The organism is Prescottella sp. D32, from assembly GCF_037287305.1.
In the GTDB taxonomy this organism is placed as follows: domain Bacteria; phylum Actinomycetota; class Actinomycetes; order Mycobacteriales; family Mycobacteriaceae; genus Prescottella; species Prescottella equi.
In genome coordinates, this window is the sequence record NZ_JARBSW010000002.1 from 788,364 (window position 1) to 808,594 (window position 20,231).

At 69.8% G+C, this 20,231-nt stretch carries 18 protein-coding genes and 1 pseudogene; 4 read left to right on the plus strand and 15 right to left on the minus strand.

Annotated features, from left to right (window positions below):
- Positions 1-15: 15 nt before the first annotated feature.
- Genes PSS76_RS13340 through PSS76_RS13350 form a run of 3 tightly spaced genes read right to left on the minus strand, consistent with a single transcriptional unit; the run spans position 16 to position 2,016 of the window.
- The gene (locus PSS76_RS13340; protein ID WP_084865809.1) at positions 16-1,032 is read right to left on the minus strand and encodes a 1-aminocyclopropane-1-carboxylate deaminase/D-cysteine desulfhydrase; all 1,017 of its coding nucleotides are present in this window, start codon (positions 1,030-1,032) and stop codon (positions 16-18) included.
- Positions 1,025-1,453, minus strand: coding sequence for an HIT family protein (locus tag PSS76_RS13345; RefSeq protein ID WP_005515459.1), 429 nt, complete (start codon positions 1,451-1,453; stop codon positions 1,025-1,027). Before PSS76_RS13345 ends, PSS76_RS13340 begins: the two co-directional genes overlap by 8 nt.
- An 11-nt stretch (positions 1,454-1,464) precedes the next feature.
- Positions 1,465-2,016, minus strand: coding sequence for a TetR/AcrR family transcriptional regulator (locus PSS76_RS13350; RefSeq protein ID WP_022594172.1), 552 nt, complete (start codon positions 2,014-2,016; stop codon positions 1,465-1,467).
- A gap of 256 nt (positions 2,017-2,272) precedes the next feature.
- On the opposite strand from PSS76_RS13350, the gene PSS76_RS13355 reads away from it, so the two are divergent.
- A complete protein-coding gene (locus PSS76_RS13355; protein WP_337456285.1) occupies positions 2,273-3,484 on the plus strand; it encodes a cytochrome P450 in 1,212 nt (403 codons plus the stop codon).
- 125 nt (positions 3,485-3,609) lie between these two features.
- Positions 3,610-5,022, plus strand: a pseudogene (locus tag PSS76_RS13360) (FAD-dependent oxidoreductase); the annotation flags it as partial.
- Here PSS76_RS13360 and PSS76_RS13365 read toward each other — a convergent pair.
- Positions 4,939-6,888, minus strand: a complete 1,950-nt coding sequence (locus PSS76_RS13365; RefSeq protein ID WP_443147373.1) for an ABC transporter ATP-binding protein — start codon at positions 6,886-6,888, stop codon at positions 4,939-4,941. The pseudogene PSS76_RS13360 and the gene PSS76_RS13365 sit on opposite strands and share 84 nt — an antisense overlap.
- Positions 6,889-6,976: 88 nt before the next feature.
- On the opposite strand from PSS76_RS13365, the gene PSS76_RS13370 reads away from it, so the two are divergent.
- Positions 6,977-7,411 (plus strand): MarR family winged helix-turn-helix transcriptional regulator, encoded by a 435-nt coding sequence (locus PSS76_RS13370; protein ID WP_064059668.1) that lies wholly within the window; start codon positions 6,977-6,979, stop codon positions 7,409-7,411.
- Positions 7,412-7,487: 76 nt separating this feature from the next.
- Here PSS76_RS13370 and PSS76_RS13375 read toward each other — a convergent pair whose 3' ends face one another.
- The 10 genes from PSS76_RS13375 to PSS76_RS13420 all read right to left on the minus strand — a co-directional run bounded on the left by PSS76_RS13375 (position 7,488) and on the right by PSS76_RS13420 (position 18,225).
- A complete protein-coding gene (locus tag PSS76_RS13375; protein ID WP_337456256.1) occupies positions 7,488-8,192 on the minus strand; it encodes a dienelactone hydrolase family protein in 705 nt (234 codons plus the stop codon).
- Positions 8,189-9,610, minus strand: a complete 1,422-nt coding sequence (gene purB, locus PSS76_RS13380) for an adenylosuccinate lyase (protein ID WP_013414916.1) — start codon at positions 9,608-9,610, stop codon at positions 8,189-8,191. Before purB ends, PSS76_RS13375 begins: the two co-directional genes overlap by 4 nt.
- A 36-nt stretch (positions 9,611-9,646) precedes the next feature.
- On the minus strand, positions 9,647-10,258 hold the full coding sequence (locus tag PSS76_RS13385; RefSeq protein WP_005515466.1) for a TetR/AcrR family transcriptional regulator: 612 nt from the start codon (positions 10,256-10,258) through the stop codon (positions 9,647-9,649).
- Positions 10,259-10,317: 59 nt separating this feature from the next.
- A complete protein-coding gene (locus PSS76_RS13390; protein WP_084870339.1) occupies positions 10,318-11,496 on the minus strand; it encodes a pyridoxal phosphate-dependent aminotransferase in 1,179 nt (392 codons plus the stop codon).
- 123 nt (positions 11,497-11,619) lie between these two features.
- Positions 11,620-12,873, minus strand: coding sequence for a phosphoribosylamine--glycine ligase (gene purD / locus PSS76_RS13395; protein WP_084870338.1), 1,254 nt, complete (start codon positions 12,871-12,873; stop codon positions 11,620-11,622).
- A 50-nt stretch (positions 12,874-12,923) separates the two neighbouring features.
- On the minus strand, positions 12,924-13,790 hold the full coding sequence (thpD, locus tag PSS76_RS13400; RefSeq protein WP_005515469.1) for an ectoine hydroxylase: 867 nt from the start codon (positions 13,788-13,790) through the stop codon (positions 12,924-12,926).
- A 115-nt stretch (positions 13,791-13,905) separates the two neighbouring features.
- Positions 13,906-14,148 carry a DUF2630 family protein gene (locus tag PSS76_RS13405; RefSeq protein ID WP_005515470.1) on the minus strand — a complete coding sequence of 81 codons (243 nt, stop codon included), beginning with the start codon at positions 14,146-14,148 and terminating at the stop codon, positions 13,906-13,908.
- 47 nt (positions 14,149-14,195) lie between these two features.
- Entirely contained in the window at positions 14,196-16,196 is a 2,001-nt protein-coding gene (locus PSS76_RS13410) for a glycosyltransferase family 39 protein (protein ID WP_084870337.1), read from the minus strand.
- Entirely contained in the window at positions 16,193-17,431 is a 1,239-nt protein-coding gene (locus PSS76_RS13415) for a bifunctional glycosyltransferase family 2/GtrA family protein (RefSeq protein WP_337456257.1), read from the minus strand. Before PSS76_RS13415 ends, PSS76_RS13410 begins: the two co-directional genes overlap by 4 nt.
- Before the next feature lie 131 nt (positions 17,432-17,562).
- Complete coding sequence (locus tag PSS76_RS13420) at positions 17,563-18,225, minus strand: YdcF family protein (RefSeq protein WP_337456258.1); 663 nt, start codon at positions 18,223-18,225, stop codon at positions 17,563-17,565.
- A 180-nt stretch (positions 18,226-18,405) separates the two neighbouring features.
- Here PSS76_RS13420 and PSS76_RS13425 point away from each other — a divergent pair, with 180 nt between their 5' ends.
- Positions 18,406-18,831 carry an HIT family protein gene (locus tag PSS76_RS13425; protein WP_005515474.1) on the plus strand — a complete coding sequence of 142 codons (426 nt, stop codon included), beginning with the start codon at positions 18,406-18,408 and terminating at the stop codon, positions 18,829-18,831.
- Positions 18,832-18,835: 4 nt separating this feature from the next.
- Here the strand turns inward: PSS76_RS13425 and PSS76_RS13430 are convergent, their stop codons facing one another.
- A complete protein-coding gene (locus PSS76_RS13430) occupies positions 18,836-20,230 on the minus strand; it encodes a sensor histidine kinase (protein WP_337456259.1) in 1,395 nt (464 codons plus the stop codon).
- Position 20,231 lies beyond the last annotated feature (1 nt).

The window sequence follows — 20,231 nt, forward strand, 5'->3', positions numbered from 1 at the left end:
ACAACCGTAACGACCTCAGTCCGGGCGCGGACCGAAGGTGTCGAGCATGACGATCGGGCCGTCTCCACCGCGCGTGTGCGCATCGATCTCGAGCAGGCCGGCGAACGCCTTGGCGGTGTAGACGGGATCGAGCGGGATGCCGAATTCGTGCCCGACACGTTGCGCGGCCCGCCCTTCCGCGGTGGCGTATCCGTAACCGGGGCCGAGGTATTCGCGCGTCACGGTCAGCGGTGCCGAACGCAGGTCGATGTCGCCGAGGTCGGCACCGCGTTGCCGCAGTAACGATTCGGAGCGTCCTGCCAGATCCCGGATCTCACGCTGCCCCAACGGCAGGGTGTCGTTGACGACCACCGCGACGACGCCGGTTCGCAGGCCGGCGAGCCGTAGCCCGAGGAGCAGTCCGGCGACGGTGCCGCCGGAGCCGACGGGCGCGACGATGTGCGCCGGTTCGGGGATCTCGCCGGCGTCGACCTGGGCTGCCAGTTCCAGCGCGGCCTCGACGTAGCCGAGCGCGCCGATCGGCGAGGAGCCGCCCGGAGGCAGGTAGTAGGGCAGCCGGCAGCCTTTCATGTGTCGAACCATGAGCCACGGCGCGACCGCGAAGGTGCGGGCCTTGGTGCGGGTGAAGTGCAGGGTGGCACCGGAACGCTGCAGCCGAGCGAGTTGAGCACGGACGTGGTCGTCGACCGGCTGGTCGATCAGCGCCAGCGCGGTCTCGATCCCGAACTGGCCGGCGTACAACGCGGTCGCGAGACCCCAGTTGGTCCCGAGACCGCCGACGGTGATGATGCGCTTCGACTTCCGCGCCAGGACGTCGGGGATGATCCACTCGAGTTTGCGAACCTTGTTGCCGCCCCACCCACCGGAGCCGAAGCGGCTGTCGTCCTTGAGCCAGATCCGGTCCCCGATGCCGAGTCCCTCGAGTTTGCGCACGGGTGTCGGCGACGTCCCCAGCCGCACGTGCGGAAGGGATTTCGCCAGTTCCGGAAAACGCTGATGCAGGTATGGAGAGGCCGTCGTCACGTCAGGCATCGGCAGCGCCCAGCCGTCCGCGGATCGATCCCGCGAGATAGTCGAGGTCCGGTCGCGGCGGCACGGTCGGGCGACCGCGCAGACCGAATCCGTCACCCGCCGTCCGGGGAACGACGTGAAGATGCACGTGGAACACCTCCTGACCAGCTACCACTCCGTCAGCGAGGAAGAAGTTCACCCCCTCCGCACCCACCGTACTTGCCCGCAGTGCGCCTGCGATCCGTTGCCCCACACGGAACAAGCGCGCCCCGTCCTCGGGATCCAACTCGGCGAGGCCCGCGGCGTGCGTCTTCGGTACCACCAGCAGATGGCCGGGGGTGAAAGGACGAATGTCCATGAACGCGGTCGTGTGCTCGTCCTCGTACACGAGACTCGATTCCGCCTTGCCGGCGACGATGGCGCAGAAGACGCAGTGGCTCATGCTCGTCGATGTTATGTGGCGAACGCCGGCGCGACGAAGTGCCGCACCATATGTCGTTCCGTGTCGCCGTCGGCTCCCGGCCACGCCAACAGCGTGAGGACCACCCGGACGATCCACTCACCCGCCAGGTCGTCGGCCACGGCACCTGTGAGCGTCGTCGCGAACCGAGCCAGATCCGGGGACGACGCGAGGTAGCCGTTCGCCGCCCCGGTCCGGTTGTGCGCGAACCAGTACGAGAGCGCCGGGTCCGCCCGCACCGCCGCCACGGACGTGAGGATCGCCTCGACCACTCGATCGGCACCGTCGAGGTGAGCCACCGCGCACGCCACGTCCTCGGCGACCGACGCTGCGGCCGAGGACACCACGGCTGCGACGATCGCGGGCTTGCCGCCCACGTACCGGTACAGCGTCGCCCGTGAACATCCCGCGCGCTCGGCGACGTCCAGGACCCCGACCCGATCGAATCCGCGCTCGAGGAACAGGTCCGTCGCGGCCGCAGTGATCCGTGCGACCGCAACCTCCCGCCGGTTCCCACCGGCCAGCCAGTCGTCCGTTCGCGCCATGCGCCCCTCCGATCACCGATGACTTGCGGTCTCATTGTGAGACAGAGAGGCAGTTTCGTCTACATCGTGGAATTGCCGCCACCTGCGGCGACACCGACGACCGGCCACAGCCTCGAGACAGCCCATTCGCGCACGTCAAAAGGGTTCTCTCAGTTTCCCGGCACCCCTTGACACCGCGTCGCCGCGGGCTGGACGGTGGCATCACCACACCAGGTTCCGACCGCTTGACGGGAGATCATCCGTGACCAGGACACGTATGGACGGGCTCGGCGTCTTCGACCCCGCACACCTCGACGACCCCTACCCGCTGTACGCGACGCTGCGCGAGCGCGACCCCGTCCACCGCGTCCCCGGCACCGACTTCCACCTCGTGTCGTCGTGGGAACTGGTGACCGAGGCACTGGCCCGTCCCGAGGACTTCTCATCGAACCTCACCGGGGTGATGGTGCAGCGAGCCGACGGTCCACCCGTCACGTTCGACATGGACGGCGGCGGCCGCGCGGTCCACGTGCTCGCCACCGCCGACGAACCCTCGCACGCGGTGCACCGCAAACTCGTTCTCGCGCAACTCACCAAGCGGATCCGCACCCTCGGACCCACGGTGCGGACCCTCGTCGATCAACTCTGGGATGTCGGGCTGCGCGCCGACGACACCTTCGAGTGGGCGCGCGAGATGGCCGACGCACTGCCCCTCGCCCTCGTCGCGAGCCTGATCGGACTGCCGCAGAGCGACGTCCCGCAACTGCTTTCGTGGTCGTACGACAGCACCGAGATGCTCGGCGGGATCGTCACCGAGGACCGTCTACCGACGCTGGTCGCTTCGGCTGCCGCACTCACCGGCTACCTCCACACCGAATTCACTGCCGCCAAGCGAGATCCGCAGACAGATCTGCTGGGCGCACTGGCCCACGCCTGCAACGAGGGCGATCTCACCGACGACGTCGCCGTCCTCGTCCTGGTGCAACTGGTCGGCGCTGGCGGCGAGTCGACTGCAGGCCTGATCGCCAACGCCACCCGAATCCTCGCGACGAATCAGGAACTGCAGGACCGGCTCCGGCGCGACCCCCAGCTGATCGACCCGTTCCTCGACGAGGCACTCCGGCTGGAATCACCGTTCCGCGGGCATCACCGACACGTCGTCACGGACACCACCCTCGGCGGCGTCCGGCTGTCCGCCGGGAGCCACCTGCTGCTGCTGTGGGGGGCCGCGAATCGCGATCCGGCGAGGTTCGTGGACCCCGACACCGCCCGCCTGGACCGCCCGAACCTGAAAGGCCACCTCGCGTTCGGCAAGGGTATCCACTTCTGCGTCGGATCGGCGCTGGCCCGGATGGAAGCACTCGCCGCGCTGACGACGCTGCTCGAGCGCACCACGTCGTTCACGATCGCCGACGGCGGAGCCGAATGGGTGCCGAGCCTGTTGGTGCGCCGCCATCGATCGCTGCCACTGGAACTGAACCGCCGCTGACCCAGAAGGATTGGAGTGCGCACCCCCAGCTTCCCGCTCACCGGACAACCACCTTCACGGTCCCGCGCTGCGACCCTACTGTGACCGGCACCACAGTCATGCCAGTGTCACGACAGGAGAACCGGATGAGCGCACGCGTACCCGTCACCCCGATCGACGCGGCGGAGATCACCGCCTACGACCACGAGACCGACGTCCTCGTCATCGGCTACGGCTGCGCCGGTGCGTCGGCCGCACTCGAGGCCGACGCCGCGGGCGCCGACGTGGTCCTGCTCGAGCGACAGAGCGGTGGCGGCGGGTCGTCGGCATTGTCCGGGGGCGAGATGTACCTCGGTGGCGGCACCCCGATCCAGGAGGCGTGCGGCTTCGCCGACACCGCCGAGGAGATGGAGAAGTTCCTGCTCGCCGCCCTGGGCCCGGACGCCGACCAGGCGAAGGTGGGACTCTACAGCCGCGAGAGCGTCGCCCACTACCAGTGGCTCGTCGACCACGGCGTCCCCTTCAAGCCGTCGCTGTGGGACTCCCCCACCTGGGTGCCGCCCACCGACGACGGCCTGATGTGGATGGGTGAGAACGCCTATCCGTTCTACGAGATCGCCGAACCGGCGCCCCGTGGGCACCGCGTCACCTCGGACGGTTTCGGCGGCAAGGTTCTGATGGCGGTGCTCAGCGAGGCCGTCACGAAGACCGCGATCGCCGTCCACACCGACACCACCGCCCTGCGCCTGATCATGGAGGACGGCCGCGTCGTCGGCGTCGTGGCCCGGTACTTCAACGAGACCGTCACCTACCGTGCCCGACGCGGCGTGGTCATCACGACCGGCGGGTTCGCCGACAACAAGGAGATGCTCGCGCAGCACGCGCCACAGCTGGTGGGTCTGGGCGTCAACAGCGACGGCGGCGACGACGGCCGCGGCATCGTGATGGCGCAGGCCGTCGGCGCAGCGGTCAAGCACATGTCTGCCGGTCAGGTGGGTATCTCGCTGGTGCCCGGAATGATGGTGCGCGGCATGATCGTCAACAGTGTCGGCCAGCGGTTCATCAACGAGGACGTCTACCCCGGCCTGGTCGGGCAGGCGGCACTGTTCAAACACAACCTGAAGGTGTGGGTGATCCTCGACGAGCAGGCGTACGAGGAGGTCCCGGTCGACGAACGCTGGGGCGTGCAGCCGCATTTCGTCGCCGAGACGCTCGAGGAGCTCGAGCGCGAGATCGGCATGCCCGAGGGCGCACTACAGAACACGGTCGGCGAGTACAACCGCTTCGCCGAACACGGCGAGGATCCGTACTTCCACAAGTCGGCGCGCTGGCTGCGTCCACTGCAGTCGCCGTTCGCCGCGATCGACGTCCAGCGTGGCATGGCTCCCCCGGAGTACGGCGACGGCGGAACCGGCGGTGGCGGCGCCGAGGTGTTCACCATCGGCGGTCTGCGCACCACCGTCGACGGCCGCGTCCTAGACCTCGACGACGACGCGATCCCCGGCCTCTTCGCTGCCGGGCGCGCGACGTCCGGCCTGCACTCGTGGGGCTACATCAGTGGCACCTCGCTCGGTGACGGCACCTTCTTCGGCCGTCGGGCCGGCGTCGCCGCCTCGCGCGAGTAGCGCGGCATACCGGCCGCCGAGGGCGCGCAACTCCTCGTGGGTGCCGCGCTCGGCGACCCGGCCGTGATTCAGCACCGCGATCTGGTCGGCATCGCGGATCGTCGAGAGCCGGTGCGCGATCGTGATCGTCGTCCGGCCACGACTGACGACGTCGAGCGCGGCCTGCACGGCTCGCTCGGTCTCGTTGTCGAGTGCGCTGGTGGCCTCGTCGAGCACCAGGATCCGCGGGTCCCGCAGCAGGGTTCGCGCGATCGCGATGCGCTGCTTCTCGCCACCGGAGAACCGGTGACCGCGCGCGCCGACCACGGTGTCGTACCCGTCGGGCAGCGACACGATCAGCTCGTGCACCTGTGCCGCCTGCGCCGCCGCCTCGATCTCGGCGTCCGACGCGTCGGGCCGGGCGTGCCGAAGATTCTCCCGGATCGTCGCGTGCAGCAGGTACGTCTCCTGCGACACGACGCCGACCAGTTCGGACAGCTCCGCGAGCCGAATGTCGCGCAGGTCCACACCGTCGATCGTCACCCGGCCCGACGTCGGGTCGTGCAGACGCGCAACCAGCGATGCCAGCGTGGTCTTGCCGGAGCCGGTTTCGCCCACCAGCGCGAGCGACGACCCGGCGGGCACCTCGAGGGTGACGTCGGCGAGCGCATTGCGGTCGGCATTCTCGTAACGGAACCCGACGTCTTCGAACCGCACCGCACCGTCGACTCGCTCGCGCGGCATCGGTGTGGGGCGTTCGGGATCGTCGATCTCCACCGGCAGATCGAGGTACTGGAAGATCCGGCTGAACAACGCGAGCGAACTCGTCACGGACACACCGACGTCGAGCAGGCCCATCAGCGGACGGAACAGCGTGGTCTGCAGCCCGGTGAACGCCACCAGGGTGCCGATCGTCATGCCGCCCGACGTCGCCGGCAGCCCGGCCGCGAGGTACAGCAGCGCGGGGATCGCCGAGAAGATGATGCTCATCGTCGCCATCCGCCAACGTCCGGACAGCTGGGAGCGGACCTCGAGATCGACGAGCCGCGTGGATGTCTCGGAGAAACGCTCGGACAGCGCCGGCCCGGCACCGAGCGTCTTACCGAGCTGCACCCCGCTGATCGACAGCCCCTCCTCGATCTGGGTCTGCATGTCCGCCAGCGCCTTCTGCCGCTGCGCGATGATCTCGCGCCGCATGAGCGCGACCTTGCGGGTGAGCCAGATCGCGGGCGGCAGCACGATCAACGACAGCAACGACAGCCGCCAACTGAGTACCACCATCGCGATCGCGGTGCCGATCACCGTCGTGACGTTGGACGCGATCGACGTCGCCGTGGACGTCACGACGGTCTGCATGCCGCCGATGTCGTTGGTGAGCCGGGACTGGACCTCACCGCCGCGGGTGCGGGTGAAGAAGCCGAGCGACTGGCGCTGCAGGTGTGTGAACACCCGCGTCCGCAGGTTGTGCATGATCCGCTGCCCGACGGTCGTCGAGATCCACGTCTGCACCACGCCGAACACCGCCGTCGCGACGGTGATCGCCAGCATCGCGACCACGGCCCACACGAGCAGCGTGACGTTCTGTTCCGGGATCGCCCGGTCGATCACCTCACGCACGAGGAACGGGTTGGCCAGCGAGATCGCCGACGACGCCACGATCAGCGCGACAACCACCGTGATCTGCCACCGGTACGGCGCGAAGAGCGCACCGATCCGGCGCAGGCTGACCGGGGATTCCTCGAGCTGGGCGCGGTCGGCGGGGTCGACCTTGCGGGTTCGCATCGGACCACCGCCGGGTCCGCCGAATGGAGGGCTTGTCATTGCACCACCCCTCTCAGATGTCGGGGCAAGCCTTTACTGAGGTTGCCTCAACATGAGGTAACTGTCAAGTGAGGTAGGCTCCAGCAGCATGACGGACGTAACGGCCGAGCAACTCCGCGACCTCGTGATGTCCACGTCGCGCGGGCTGCGCCGACGCTGGTTCTCGGCCCTCGAACCGTGGGGGCTGTCCCCGCACGAGTTCCGCGCACTGCGTGTGATCGACGGCGAGGCCGGCGGCCGCCCCCGCCTCGGCGACGTCGCCAAGGCCCTGCGCATCGCACCCCGCTCGGCCACCGAGGTGGTGGATCGACTCCAGAAGCGCGACCTCGTCGAACGCGTCGCCGACGACGTGGACCGTCGCGCGGTGTGCGTCCGGCTCACCGACAGCGGTCGCCGGCTTCTGGACGAGATGTCCGCCGCCCGCGACGCCCAGGCCGCCGACTTCTTCGCCCGACTCGACGACCACGACCGCGTCGAGCTGAGCCGGATCCTCGACAAGCTCACCGCCGACGACCGCTGCTGACTCCGGAAACGCCGAACGGGAATCCGCGGCACGCTCGGAGTCCGAGACCGTGCCGGGGATTCCCGTTCGAGACCGACTACTGGGCCAGCGTCGCCTTCGCGAAGGCCAGCGCCTGCGGCCAGGAGATCTCCCAGGCCGCCTTGTTCACCGGATCGTCGTGGCGCGCCCGGGCACTGAAGCCGTGCGCGGCGCCCGGGTAGGCGTGCACGATGGTCGCGCCGGCCTCGCGGGACTGCAGCGCGGCCTGCAGGGTCTGGAAGCTCCCGGTCGACAGGATGGTGTCGGCGCCGGCGTGCAGCACCATCACCGGCGCCGCGATCGTCGGGGCCAGCGCGATCGCGTCGAGGTCGTGATTCGCCGCGGCCGGATCCCAGATCGACGGATGGTACGCAACGACATTCGCGAGATCGGTATCGCGGGTGCCGAGCAGCAGCGCGAACCGACCGCCCAGGCACCAGCCGATCACGCCGACCCGGCGTGCGCCGAGTTCGCGGCGCGCATGGTCGAGCAACGCGGACATCTCGGCCAGGCACGTCTCGTCGTCGAGTTCGCCCATGAGCTCGAACAGCCGCTCCTTGGCGGTGTCGTCGAGACTCGGTCCGTGCCACGGATCCCACACCAGGGCGGTGACCCCGGACGCGGCGACGTCGTCGGCGTACTCCCGCACCTGCGCGTCGATGCCGTTGATCATCGGCAGCAGCAGCATGACGGTGTCGCTACCGCCCTCGGGCTGCGCGAGGTACGCGGTCAGGTCACCGACGGCGACGGAACCCGTTGTCACAGAATCGAGCCCGGCGTGTAGCGGGCGGCATCGGGGTTGGCGTCGACGAGCTTCTGCACCTCGGCGACCACCGAGTCGACCTGCGCGCCGGCGGCACCGACGAACGCGGAACGGTCGGCCAGCGCCTCGTCCAGCGCGGCACGGTCGAGCGGCAGCCGGTCGTCGGCGGCCAGGCGGTCGAGCAGGTCGGGCTCCTTGCCCTCCTCGCGCATCGCGAGCGCGACGGCGACGGCGTGCTCCTTGATGGCCTCGTGCGCGGTCTCGCGTCCGACACCGGCACGCACCGCGGCCATGAGGACCTTGGTGGTGGCGAGGAACGGCAGGTAGCGGGTGAGCTCGTTCTCGATGACGGCCGGGTAGGCGCCGAACTCGGCGAGCACCGTCAGGAACGTCTCCATCTGGCCGTCGATCGCGAAGAACGCGTCCGGCAGAGCAACGCGGCGGACGACGGAGCAGAACACGTCGCCCTCGTTCCACTGTGCGCCGGCCAGCTCCGACGCCATCGACGCGTAGCCGCGCAGCACCACCTGCAGGCCGTTGACGCGCTCGCACGAGCGGGTGTTCATCTTGTGCGGCATCGCCGACGAGCCCACCTGGCCGGGCTGGAAGCCCTCGGTGACCAGCTCGTGGCCGGCCATCAGGCGAATGGTGTGCGCCATCGACGACGACGCGGCACCCAGCTGGACCAGCGCCGACAGCACATCGTGGTCGAGCGAGCGCGGGTAGACCTGGCCGACGCTGGTGAACACGTGCGCGAAGCCGAGGTGCTCGGCGACCTTGGCCTCGAGCTGCTCGAGCTTGGCGGCGTCACCGCCCAGGAGGTCGAGCATGTCCTGCGCGGTGCCCATCGGGCCCTTGATGCCGCGCAGCGGGTAGCGATCGATGAGCTCGCGCACACGGGTGAGCCCCACGAGCATCTCGTCGGCGGCGGACGCGAAACGCTTGCCGAGCGTGGTGGCCTGCGCGGCGACGTTGTGGGAGCGGCCGGCCATCACGATGCCGGTGTACTCGGCGGCACGCTCGGCCAGGCGGGCAGCGATCGCGATGCCGTGGTCGTAGACGTGTTCGAGCGAACGGAGCACCTGCAGCTGCTCGACGTTCTCGGTGAGGTCGCGGCTCGTCATGCCCTTGTGGACGTGCTCGTGGCCGGCGAGCGCGTTGAACTCCTCGATGCGCGCCTTCACGTCGTGGCGGGTGACCCGCTCGCGCTCGGCGATCGAGTCGAGATCCACCTGGTGAAGCACGCGCTCGTAGTCGGCGACGGCCTCCTGAGGAACGTCGATCCCGAGCTCGGCCTGCGCCTGCAGCACCGCCAGCCACAGCTGGCGCTCGAGCACGATCTTGTGCTCCGGCGACCACAGCTCCTTCAGGGCGGGGCTGGCGTAACGGTTGGCAAGGACATTCGGGATGCGGCTCACGAGACCTCAGTCTAATGGCGCACCCGAACGCCCTCGTCAGCGCGTGCTCGGCGGCGCGAAGTCGTCGATCAGGTCCGACAGCATCGCCCGCGCCATCCCCCGCGGGTCCGGGTCGACCTCGCTGAGCGCACCCACCACGACGCCGTCGACGACGGCCACCAGCCGACGCAGCTGGGTCTCGCGGACCTCGCGCCCCGAGCGGCGCAACACCTCGGTGAGCAGGTCGTCGAGCTGGGCCCGCAGCCGCAACTGGACCTCGCGCAGTCCGGGATGCCGGGCGGAGGCGACGAACCGCTCGTACCGCGCGATCAGCCGCTCGCGGGCGCCGTCACCCTCGTCGTCCGGCCCCACCAGCAGGTCGACGATCAGGTCCACCGTGGCTTCGACGCCCCGTCGGCGCTGGGTGACGTCGTCGATACGCTCCCGCATCGCGTCTAGCTCGCGGTTGCCGTTGTGTTCGACGGCGAGGGCGATCAACTCGTCGAGCGACCCGAAGTAGTAGGTGGTCGAGGCGAGTGGAAGCCCGGCCCTCGTAGCGACGGCCCGATGCCGGACGGCGTCGAAACCACCCTCGAGGAGGAGGTCCGCGGCCGCGGTCACGAGCGCCTGCCGTCGCCGCTCACCTTTGGGTGTGGCGGCAGAGGTCATCCGCCCATGGTGCCAGCCGGCCACCGCCCACCTGGGCGGAATCGGGGGAAGAACGCCCCCTAACGCGGCGCGGGCAACCACCGTTCGAGTCGAACCAGGGCATCCCGGATCTCCGCGGTGGCGCCCGCGAACGACATCCGCACGGTGTGGTCGCCGTGCGCGGTGTCGAAGTCGATGCCCGGCGCGAGCGCGAGCCCGGTGTCGGCGAGCAGGCGCGCGCACCACGACGTCGAGTCGTCGGTGAGGTGGGCGATGTCGGCGTACACGTAGAACGCGCCGTCGGCGGGCGCGAGCTCGGTGAGACCGAGCTTCGGCAGCCCTGTGAGCAGCAGTTCCCGGTTGGCGGCGTACCGCTGGACGTGGCCGTCCAGTTCGGCGCGGGACTCGTCGGTAAACGCCGCGACGGCCGCGTACTGCGAGATCGCGGGCGGACAGACGGTCATGTTCGACGAGAGCCGCTGCAGTGCCCGGCGCAGGTGCTCGGGGACCAGCATCCAACCCAGCCGCCACCCGGTCATCGAGAAGTACTTCGACACCGATCCGATCACCACGGCCTCGCGCGAGGTCTCCCACGCGGACGCGGTCGGCTGGCCCCCGGCGAGTTCGCCCGAGAACTCGATGCCGTGGTAGATCTCGTCCGAGATCAGCAGTGTGTCGTGCTCCTCGCACCAGCGGGCCAGCGCGGCCAGTTCGGCCGGATCGATGACGGTGCCTGTGGGATTCGCGGGGCTCGCGACGATCAGGCCCGCGGGTGGGGTGTCCATCTGCTCGAGCATCGCGACGGTCGGCTGGAAGCGCGTCTCGGGGCCGCAGTCGATCTCGACGACGTTGCAGCCCAACGCCGTCAACGTGTTCCGGTAGGCAGGGTAACCCGGGCGCGCGACGACGACGGTGTCCCCGACGTCGAACGCGGCGAGGAACAGCAGTGTGAACGCGCCCGACGACCCGGTGGTGACGACGACCTCGTCGGGGTGGACGTCGTAGCCGGAACGGCCGCGGTGGTAGTCGGCGATCGCCCGCCGCAGCGGCTCGATGCCGAACGTCTCGGTGTAGCCGAGCAGATGGTTGTCCAGCGATTCCCGTGCCGCGCGCAGCACCGGCTGCGGCGCCGGCGTCGACGGCTGCCCGGCGGCGAGGGACAGCACGTCACCGTGGGTGCGCTGCCGCTCGTTCGCGGCCTTCCACACGTCCATTACGTGGAAGGCGGGGATGGTCGATCGCTGGGAGTCGCTGCGCACGTCTTCGACGTTAGCGCGCAGATCAGTGCCGCCCGAATCCGGTGCCCACCGCCGCCGCTCTGCAAAACGGCGACGCCGCGCCCCCGGTCGGAGGCGCGGCGTCACGAAGAGTGGAGCGGCAGGTCAGATGGAGATCCGGCCCTCGACCGCGGCCAGACCGATGTCGCTGCGGAAGTGTCCGCCCGGCAACTTCACCTCGGCCAGACGCGCGTACGCGTCCTCGCGGGCCTCGGTCAGGTCGGCGCCGATGCCGACGACGCTCAGCACCCGGCCGCCGGCCGAGACGACGGTGCCGTCCTCGCGGGCGGCGGTGCCGGCGTGCAGGACCTGGTCGGCGTCGGATCCGGTGATGACGTCCCCGGTGCGCGGAGTGGCCGGGTAGTTCTCGGCGGCCAGGACGACGGTCACGGCCGCGCCGTCGCGCCACTGCAGCGGCGGGACCGACGCGAGGGTGCCGGTCGCGGCGGCATTCAGCACCTCGCCGAGCGGCGACTCGAGCAGCGCCAGGACGGCCTGTGTCTCCGGGTCGCCGAAGCGGCAGTTGAACTCGACGACCGCGGGGCCGCTCTTGCCCATCGCCAGACCCGCGTACAGCAGACCGGTGAAGGGGCAGCCACGCTTGGCCATCTCGACCGCGACGGGCTTGACGACCTCGTCGACGATCTGGGGGACGGCGTCGGCCGGCAGCCACGGCAGCGGCGTGTAGGCGCCCATGCCGCCGGTGTTGGGCCCGGTGTCCCCGTCGCCGACGCGCTTGTGGTCCTGCGCGGGCAGCAGCGGGACCACGGTCTCGCCGTCGACCAGGCAGAACAGGGACACCTCGGGGCCGTCGAGGAACGACTCGAGCAGAACCGGGTGGCCGATCTCGAGGCACTCGGCGGCATGGTCGCGGGCGGCGCTGCGATCGGTGGTGACCACGACGCCCTTACCGGCGGCCAGTCCATCGTCCTTGACGACCCAGTTGGGGCCGAAACGGTCGAGCGCGGCATCGAGGTCGGCCGGGTTGTCGACGACCTCGGCGTGCGCGGTGCGCACGCCGGCGGCGGCCATGACGTCCTTGGCGAACGCCTTGGAGCCCTCGATGCGGGCGGCCTCGGCGGACGGGCCGAAGCACGCGATGCCCGCGGCACGGACGGCGTCGGCGACACCGAGGACCAGCGGCACCTCGGGTCCGATGACGACCAGGTCGGCGGCCTGCGACTTCGCGAGATCGACGACGGCGTCGCCGGACGCGACGTCGACCGCATGGATCTCGGCGATGCGAGCGATCCCGGCGTTGCCGGGGGCACACATCAGCTTGTCGACGCCCGGGTCACGGGCGAGGGCCAACAGGAGGGCATGTTCACGGGCTCCGGAGCCGATCACGAGTACGCGCACGGGTGTCAGCCTACGGGCCGAACCTCGACGCCTCGACCACCCCTACCTCGTCACTCCGGTCGCCTGGCCAGGAACGAGGGACGCGGCGCCGACCCCGAGAAGGGCGCCTGCACCACGTTCTCGACGCTGTTGAACACCACGAACACGTTCGCGCGCGGCATCGGGGAGATGTTGCCGCCCGACGCGTGGAGTGCGTTGCAGTCGAACATCGTCATCGACCCCGCACCCCCGGTCAGCACCTCGATCCCGTGCCGCTGCCACATGTCGGTGATGACCTCCTCCGACGGCACGCCGACACCGGGCGTCGTGGTGACCAGCGATTCCCGGTAGAAGTCGTCCGGTGTGGCTCCGGCACACTGCACGAAGTACCGCTGCGTGCCGGGCATGATCATCAGCGGCCCGTTGTACGACGTGTTCTCGGTGAGGGCGATCGACGCGCTCACCGCTCGCGGGCGCGGCATGCCGTCCTCCGCGTGCCAGGTCTCGAAGTCCGAGTGCCAGTAGAACGCGCCGCCCTGGAACCCCGGCTTGTAGTTGAGCCGACTCTGATGGATGTAGACGTCCGAGCCGAGGATCTCGCGCGCGATGTCGTAGGCACCGGACGATTCGACGACGCGGCGCACCGCGTCGCTCAGTTCGAGGATCTCGAAGATCGAGCGCACCGCGTCGGAGCCGGCCTCGCGGACGATGCGTTCGTCGTCGCGCAGCGCCGGGTCGCGCTGGATCCGGTCGATCTCCGTCAGACAGGTCGCGACGTCGTCCTCGTCGATCACCGCCTCCCGCTGGAGGAATCCCCGTCGGTCGAAATCCGCGTACTCCGGAGTGTCCGGTCGCCCCCAGAACACCGGGTCCGGGCGGTCGATCACTCGGGGCCGACCCGAAACCCGGGTCGTGTACACGTCTTCCACCAATGTCATATGGCAATCACCACCAACCTGTTCACTTCTCACTCTGTCGCGGTAAGCACCCGCCGCATCGATCACACACCGCGACGGCGCACCGGATTTCCTGGTGCGCAGCCGCTTTCACCGACTACTGGCGGTAGGACTCCACCTCGTCCACGGGACGCGGAGCGGCCTGCTCCACGTCCTCACCGAATTCGGCACGCGCACGACGCTGCCGCAGCAAGTCCCAGCACTGGTCGAGCCGTTGTTCCAGAAAGGTCAAACGGGCGCCGTCGTCTTCCGACAGCCCCTGACCCTCGGCCCGCGAACGCAATTCCCGTTCCTCACGGACCAGTTCGTCGATGTTGTCGATGATGTCGTGTTCGGTCATGTTGCGCCTCCCACCTCAGGGTAAACCGGATGGGCGAACCTGTCCGGTCACTGCGTGAGGTCGTAGAGGACGACCCCGTCGACGGTCGTCGGCGCGAAGTTGGCCTGCACCCATTCGGAGATGGCCGCCGCCGCGCCCTCGCCGCCACGGCCGCCCATACCCCCGGCGAGGAAGTAGTGGATCCGCCCGTCCGCGACGAACTGCTGGAACTGCTCGAGCGTCGGCGACGGGTCGCTGCCGTTGAACCCACCGATCGGCATCACCGGGCGCTCGGTCGCCAACTGGTAGCCCGCTGCGCTGTTGGAACCGATCGCCGCAGCCACCCAGGTGTAGTCGTCCGCTCGCTCCCGCAGCAGGGCTGTGAGTTCGTCGCCGGGTTGGCCGGCGTCCAGCAGGCCGCCACCCGCGCCGCCGAATCCGCCGGGCACTACCGGCATCTCGAACGCGCCCTCACCGTTCCCCCGGCCACCGGGTGTAGGAACGCCTTTCCGCTGCTCCCCCGGACCCGGCATGCCGCCCGGACCGCCGCGACCCATCTCGCCCTCGACGCGCGGCCCGGCCGACGGGATCGATCCGGTATGGGCCGAGCCGATCGTGTTCACCGCGAATGCGGCCGGCCCGGCGAGACCCGTGAAGAGCGTCGCCGCGATCACGACGACGACGCCCCGCGTCCGCAGATCGCGCGGCACCACCATCGAGAAGGCCGCGACGGCGCCGACCACCACGACCGCCCACCGCAGCCACGGGACGAAGTCAGGGCTGCGCGCCAGCAGGATCCACGCCGTCGACGCCGTGACGGCGATCGCCGCGAAGGCGACGATCCGAACCCACCACCGGCGCCGGCCGCGCCACAGCGTCACCGCCCCCGCGCCGACGAGCGCCGCGACCGCCGGTGCCAGCGCGACGGTGTAGTACGCGTGGAAGATGCCGGCCATGAAGCTGAACACCAGGCCGGTGACGACGAGCCAGGATCCCCACACCACGAACGAGGCACGCCGGGGGTCGGTTCGCGGAGCCCGCCCACACAGCCCGATCCCGGCCACGAGCAGGACCAGTGCCGCCGGCAGCAGCCACGCGATCTGACCACCCTGCGCCGGCTCGAACAACCGCGTGATCCCCGTGCTCCCCCACATGCCGCCGCCCGCAGCGCCGCCGGGCACGGTGTCGCCACCGGGGAACCCGCCGCGCGGCCCGCCACCCCCGACGCTGCCCCGCTCGTTGCCGCTCAGCCGCCCGAAGCCGTTGTAGCCCAATGTCAGTTCCAGGATCGAGTTGTTCTGCGAGCCGCCGATCCACGGTCGCGAATCGGCCGGCCACAGCTCGACGGTGAGCAGCCACCATCCGGCCGAGACGATCAGCCCGCCGAGAGCCGCGAACAACTGCAGGACCCGCTTGCCGAGCCTCGGTGGCCCGGCGATCAGGTATGTCAGCGCCAACGGCGGCACGACGAGCATCACCTGCAACTGCTTGGTGAGGAACCCGAACCCGACGAACACGCCGGTGAGCACCATCCACCGGGTGCGCCCGTCCTCGACGCCGCGCAACGTCGCCCACACCGCCGCGATCATCAGCAGCACCAACAGCGCATCGGGATTGTCGAACCGGAACATCAACACGGCCACCGGTGTCAGGGCCAGCACCAGGCCGGCGAGCAGGCCCGCCGCGGCTCCGAAGTACCGGCGCACAGTCCCCCACAGCAACGCCACCGACGCGACACCGATCAGCACCTGCGGAACCAGGATGCTCCACGAGTTCAGCCCGAACACCCGCACCGACAACTCCATCACCCACAGCGATGCGGGTGGCTTGTCGACGGTGATCGAGTTCGCGGCGTCCGACGAGCCGAAGAAGAACGCCTCCCACGACACCGATCCCGCCTGCACCGCCGCCGAATAGAAGGCGTTGGCCCATCCGGAGGCGCCGAGGTTCCACAGGTAGGCGACGGCGGTGCCGACGAGCAGCGCAGCCAGCGCCCAGTACTCGCGGGGGCGTTTCGGTGCAGCGGCCGGCTCCGGCGCCGCCACCGGCCGATCGATCGTGACGCTCACCGGGTCACTCCTTTCGCTGCGCCGTCCCGGAAGACCCAGCGCAGTCCGACGAAACGGGACAGTGTGGCAACGAGATTCGCCACGACGAGAACGACGAGTTCGAGGTGTGGGGAGGCGCCCGGCGTGAGCCGGTGCAGAGCGGCCAGGGAGCCACTGGTGATCGTGAGTCCGAAGGCGAACACGACCAGACCCTGCAGTTGGTGCCGCGCAGCGCCACGACGCCCCCGGACCCCGAAGGTGAAGGCCCGGTTGGCCGCGGTGTTCGCGACCGCGGTGACGAGCAGTGCGAGGGCGTTGGCCCACTGCGCCCCGACCGCCTCCTGGAACGCGAGATACAGCAGGGCATAGGCCACGGTGCTGGCAACGCCGACGACCGCGAACCGCGCCAGTTGGCCCAGCATCGCCGGCTCCGACCCCGCGGCGAGTTCACGCCGGCCGAGACTGTCCCGTAACGCGGCCAGCGGCAGCGCACCGGTCACCAGCGCGCGCCCCACCCGCGCCACGCCGCGCAGGTCCGCGAGGGCGGTCGCCGCGATGTCGACGCGGCTGTCGGGGTCGTCGACCCAATCGACGGGTACCTCGTGAATGCGCAGGCCGGCACGCTCGGCCAGGACGAGTAGTTCGGTGTCGAAGAACCAGTCGCCGTCCTCGACGAGCGGTAGCAGCGCCTGGGCCACGTCGGCACGGACAGCCTTGAATCCACACTGCGCGTCCGAGAACCGGGCATGCAGCGCACCCTTCAGGATCAAGTTGTAACTGCGGGAAATGAACTCGCGCTTCGGCCCGCGCACCACCCGGGACGACCGGGCCAGCCGGGACCCGATCGCGACGTCCGAGTGCCCCGACAACAGCGGCGCGACGAGCGGCATCAGCGCGTCCAGGCCGGTGGACAGGTCCACGTCCATGTAGACCAGAACCCGCGCGTCCGAGCGGCCCCACGCCGTTCGCAGCGCGCGCCCGCGCCCCTTCTCGTCGAGATGCAGCACCCGCACGTCGGGGAACTCGGCCGCCAACGCCCGCGCAATGGGCAGAGTGCGATCACTACTGGCGTTGTCCGCGATGGTGATCCGCGCGGTGTACGGCACTTCGGAGGCGAGATAGCCGCGAAGTCGGCGCACACATCCCTCGAGCGCCGCCTGCTCGTTGTACACGGGTACGACGATGTCGAGCGCGGGCGCCGTGGTGATCACCGTGGACGGCTGCACACCCGCCGAGGGCCGGGATTCGATCGTCATGTCCCTCAGCGTGCGGAGCGCGCCTGCGGTCCGGCTGCAACGGAGCTGTGAACTTCCTGGTAACCGTCGGGTCGGACACTCCGGATGTCGTACTGGCTACCAAAAACCGTACATACGAATCCTTTCGGACATCAGAAGGGTGCGACCACCCCCGCGATCGGGATACGTCCCGCCACCGCGACCCGGAAGTCCACCATCGCCCGCTGTAGATGATCGGGGCTGGTGACGACCACGGCACCACTCGCGGCGCGGCCGGCGAGGATCCGGTTCGTGTTGACGGCGTTCTCGACGGTCGAGCGTGAGGTGTTCTCCTCGGTGATCCGGAACGCCGGGATACCGTTCGCGACGAGCCACTGCCGCATCGCCTGCGCCTCGGTGACCCCGGACTGCGGGACGCCGCCGGTGACGATGATCGGCGACAACGGAAAACGTTGTGCCAGTGCGAGTGCGGCCTTGAGTCGGGACACCAGCAGTGGGCGCATCGTCCCGTCCGCGTACAGACCGGCACCGAGCACCACGATGTTGGTGGTGAGCGGGTTGAAGGCCAGCATCACGGGGACCTGCGTGGTCAAGGTCTCCATCCGGGTGCACGCGACGATGCGGTCCCGATCCGGGCTCTGGCATCCGCCCGCGACGGACAGCGCCCCGTTGACCAGGGTCGTGACCGACAGCGCGTCGACGACGTCGAGCGACGATTCGGCGGCGGCCTGGCCGGGCAGCGCGATCGCGGCAGCCGCCGCGGCGATCAGGGCGGGAACGATGAGGCGACGGGGACGTAACGAATGTGGCGACACAGCACTCCTCGGTATCGGATCCCCCGACCGAATGTGGAAGTCGCGTATCAGTGTGACCTGCATCACGAGATCGCGTGTGTCGTTCCGTGATACTGCGGGGTCACGACGCGTGTCGCGGTTCGGCGGGCGCGCCCCGTGGGCGGAGTACCGGTGGTCGTCGCCGCCACCTATCCTCGCGGTATGCCTTCTGTGTTCAGCGCCATCATCGCCGGAGACCTGCCGGGCCGCTTCGTGTGGGAAGACGAGGACGTCGTCGCGTTCCTCACGATTGCCCCGGTTACGCAGGGCCACACCCTGATCGTGCCGCGCAAGGAGGTGGACCAGTGGCAGGACGTCGACGACGAACTGTTCGACAAGTGCACCGCGGTGTCCCGCAAGGTGGCCCGCGCCGTCCGTCAGGCGTTCGACGCGCCGCGCGCGGGTTTCCTGATCGCGGGTCTCGAGGTGCCGCACCTGCACATGCACGTGTTCCCCGCATACAGCATGGGCAACTTCGACATCAGCGGCGCGGACCCCAACCCGTCCCCGGAGTCGATGGACGAGGCGGCCGCCAGGATCAAGTCAGCCCTGCGTGAACTGGGCCACGGCGAGCACGTGCCCGCCTGACCTGTCACCCTCTCGGCAGACGCACCCGGAAGGTCGCCCCGTTCCCGGGTGCGCTGTCGACGTCGACCGTCCCGCCGTGTGCGGCGACGATCGCCGCGACGATCGACAGTCCGAGTCCGCTGCCGCCGCTGGTCCGCGTGCGCGACGCGTCGGCGCGGTAGAACCGCTCGAACACCCGGACCGCGTCGCCCTCCGCCAGTCCGGGCCCGGTGTCGGCCACCTCGACGACCGCGTCCGCGCCGTCGGTGCCCACCCGCACCGTGACATCGGCCTCCGCCGGGGTGTGATCGAGGGCGTTCCCCACCAGGTTGCCGACCACCTGCCGCAGCCGGGCGTCGTCGCCCAGCACCTCGGCGGGCGCCGAACCGGGCAGCACTTCCAACATGATTCGCCGCTGCGGGGAGCGGGCCCGCGCATCGTGCACCGCGTCCGCCGCGACCGCGAGCAGATCCACAGGGTGCCGTTCGAACGGCCGCTGCGCATCCATCCGCGCCAGCAGCAGCAGGTCCTCGACGAGCAGTCCCATCCGCTGCGCTTGATCCTCGATCCGGCTCATCACCATCTCGGGGTCCGGCGCCGCTCCCTGCCGGTACAGCTCCGCGAATCCGCGGATGGTGGCGAGCGGAGTCCGCAGTTCGTGACTGGCATCGGCGACGAAGCGGCGCATGCGCTCCTCGGACCGGCGCGCCGACTCCTCCGATGCCGCGGTCGCGGCGAACGCGGTCTGGATCTGCGCGAGCATCCCGTTGAGCGCGGACGACAGACGTCCCACCTCGGTGCGCTGATCCCACTCGGGAACCCGGCGATGCAGATCTCCGGCCGCGATGTCGGCGGCGATCTCTTCCACCTCCCGCAGCGGACGCAGGCTGCGCCGCACCACGAAGTACGTGGCGAACCCGAGCGCGACGAGCACCACCGCGCCGATCCCGATCTGCAGAACCACCAGGCGCTCGACGGTCGCGTCGATGTCGGTGAGCTTCACCGCCACGGTCGTCGTACCCGAAGGCGTCGCCACCGTCAGCTCGCGCCACCGGATGTCCTCGCCACCCACCGATCCCACCGTCACCGGACCTGGATCGTCGCTGATTTCCGGTGTGGCATTGGTGCTCTCGTCGTTGACCTCGAGCCGCACGGTGCCGTCGGGTTCGGTGGTCCGGACATAGAACGCACTCGGTGGCCGGCTCGGCCCCGGCGCGGACACCGGCGGCAGAGGCCACGGATCACGCGGCTTCGCCCACCCGTGCGCGGCGTCGAACAGTTGCCGGTCGGTGCGTTCGATCAGCGAGGACTGCATCGCCGACGTCACGGCGACACCGGACGCCAGCAGCCCGGCCGCCGCCAGCAGCAGCAGCGCCACGACCAGGGTGACCCGCAGCGGCAATACGCGCAGACGACTCATC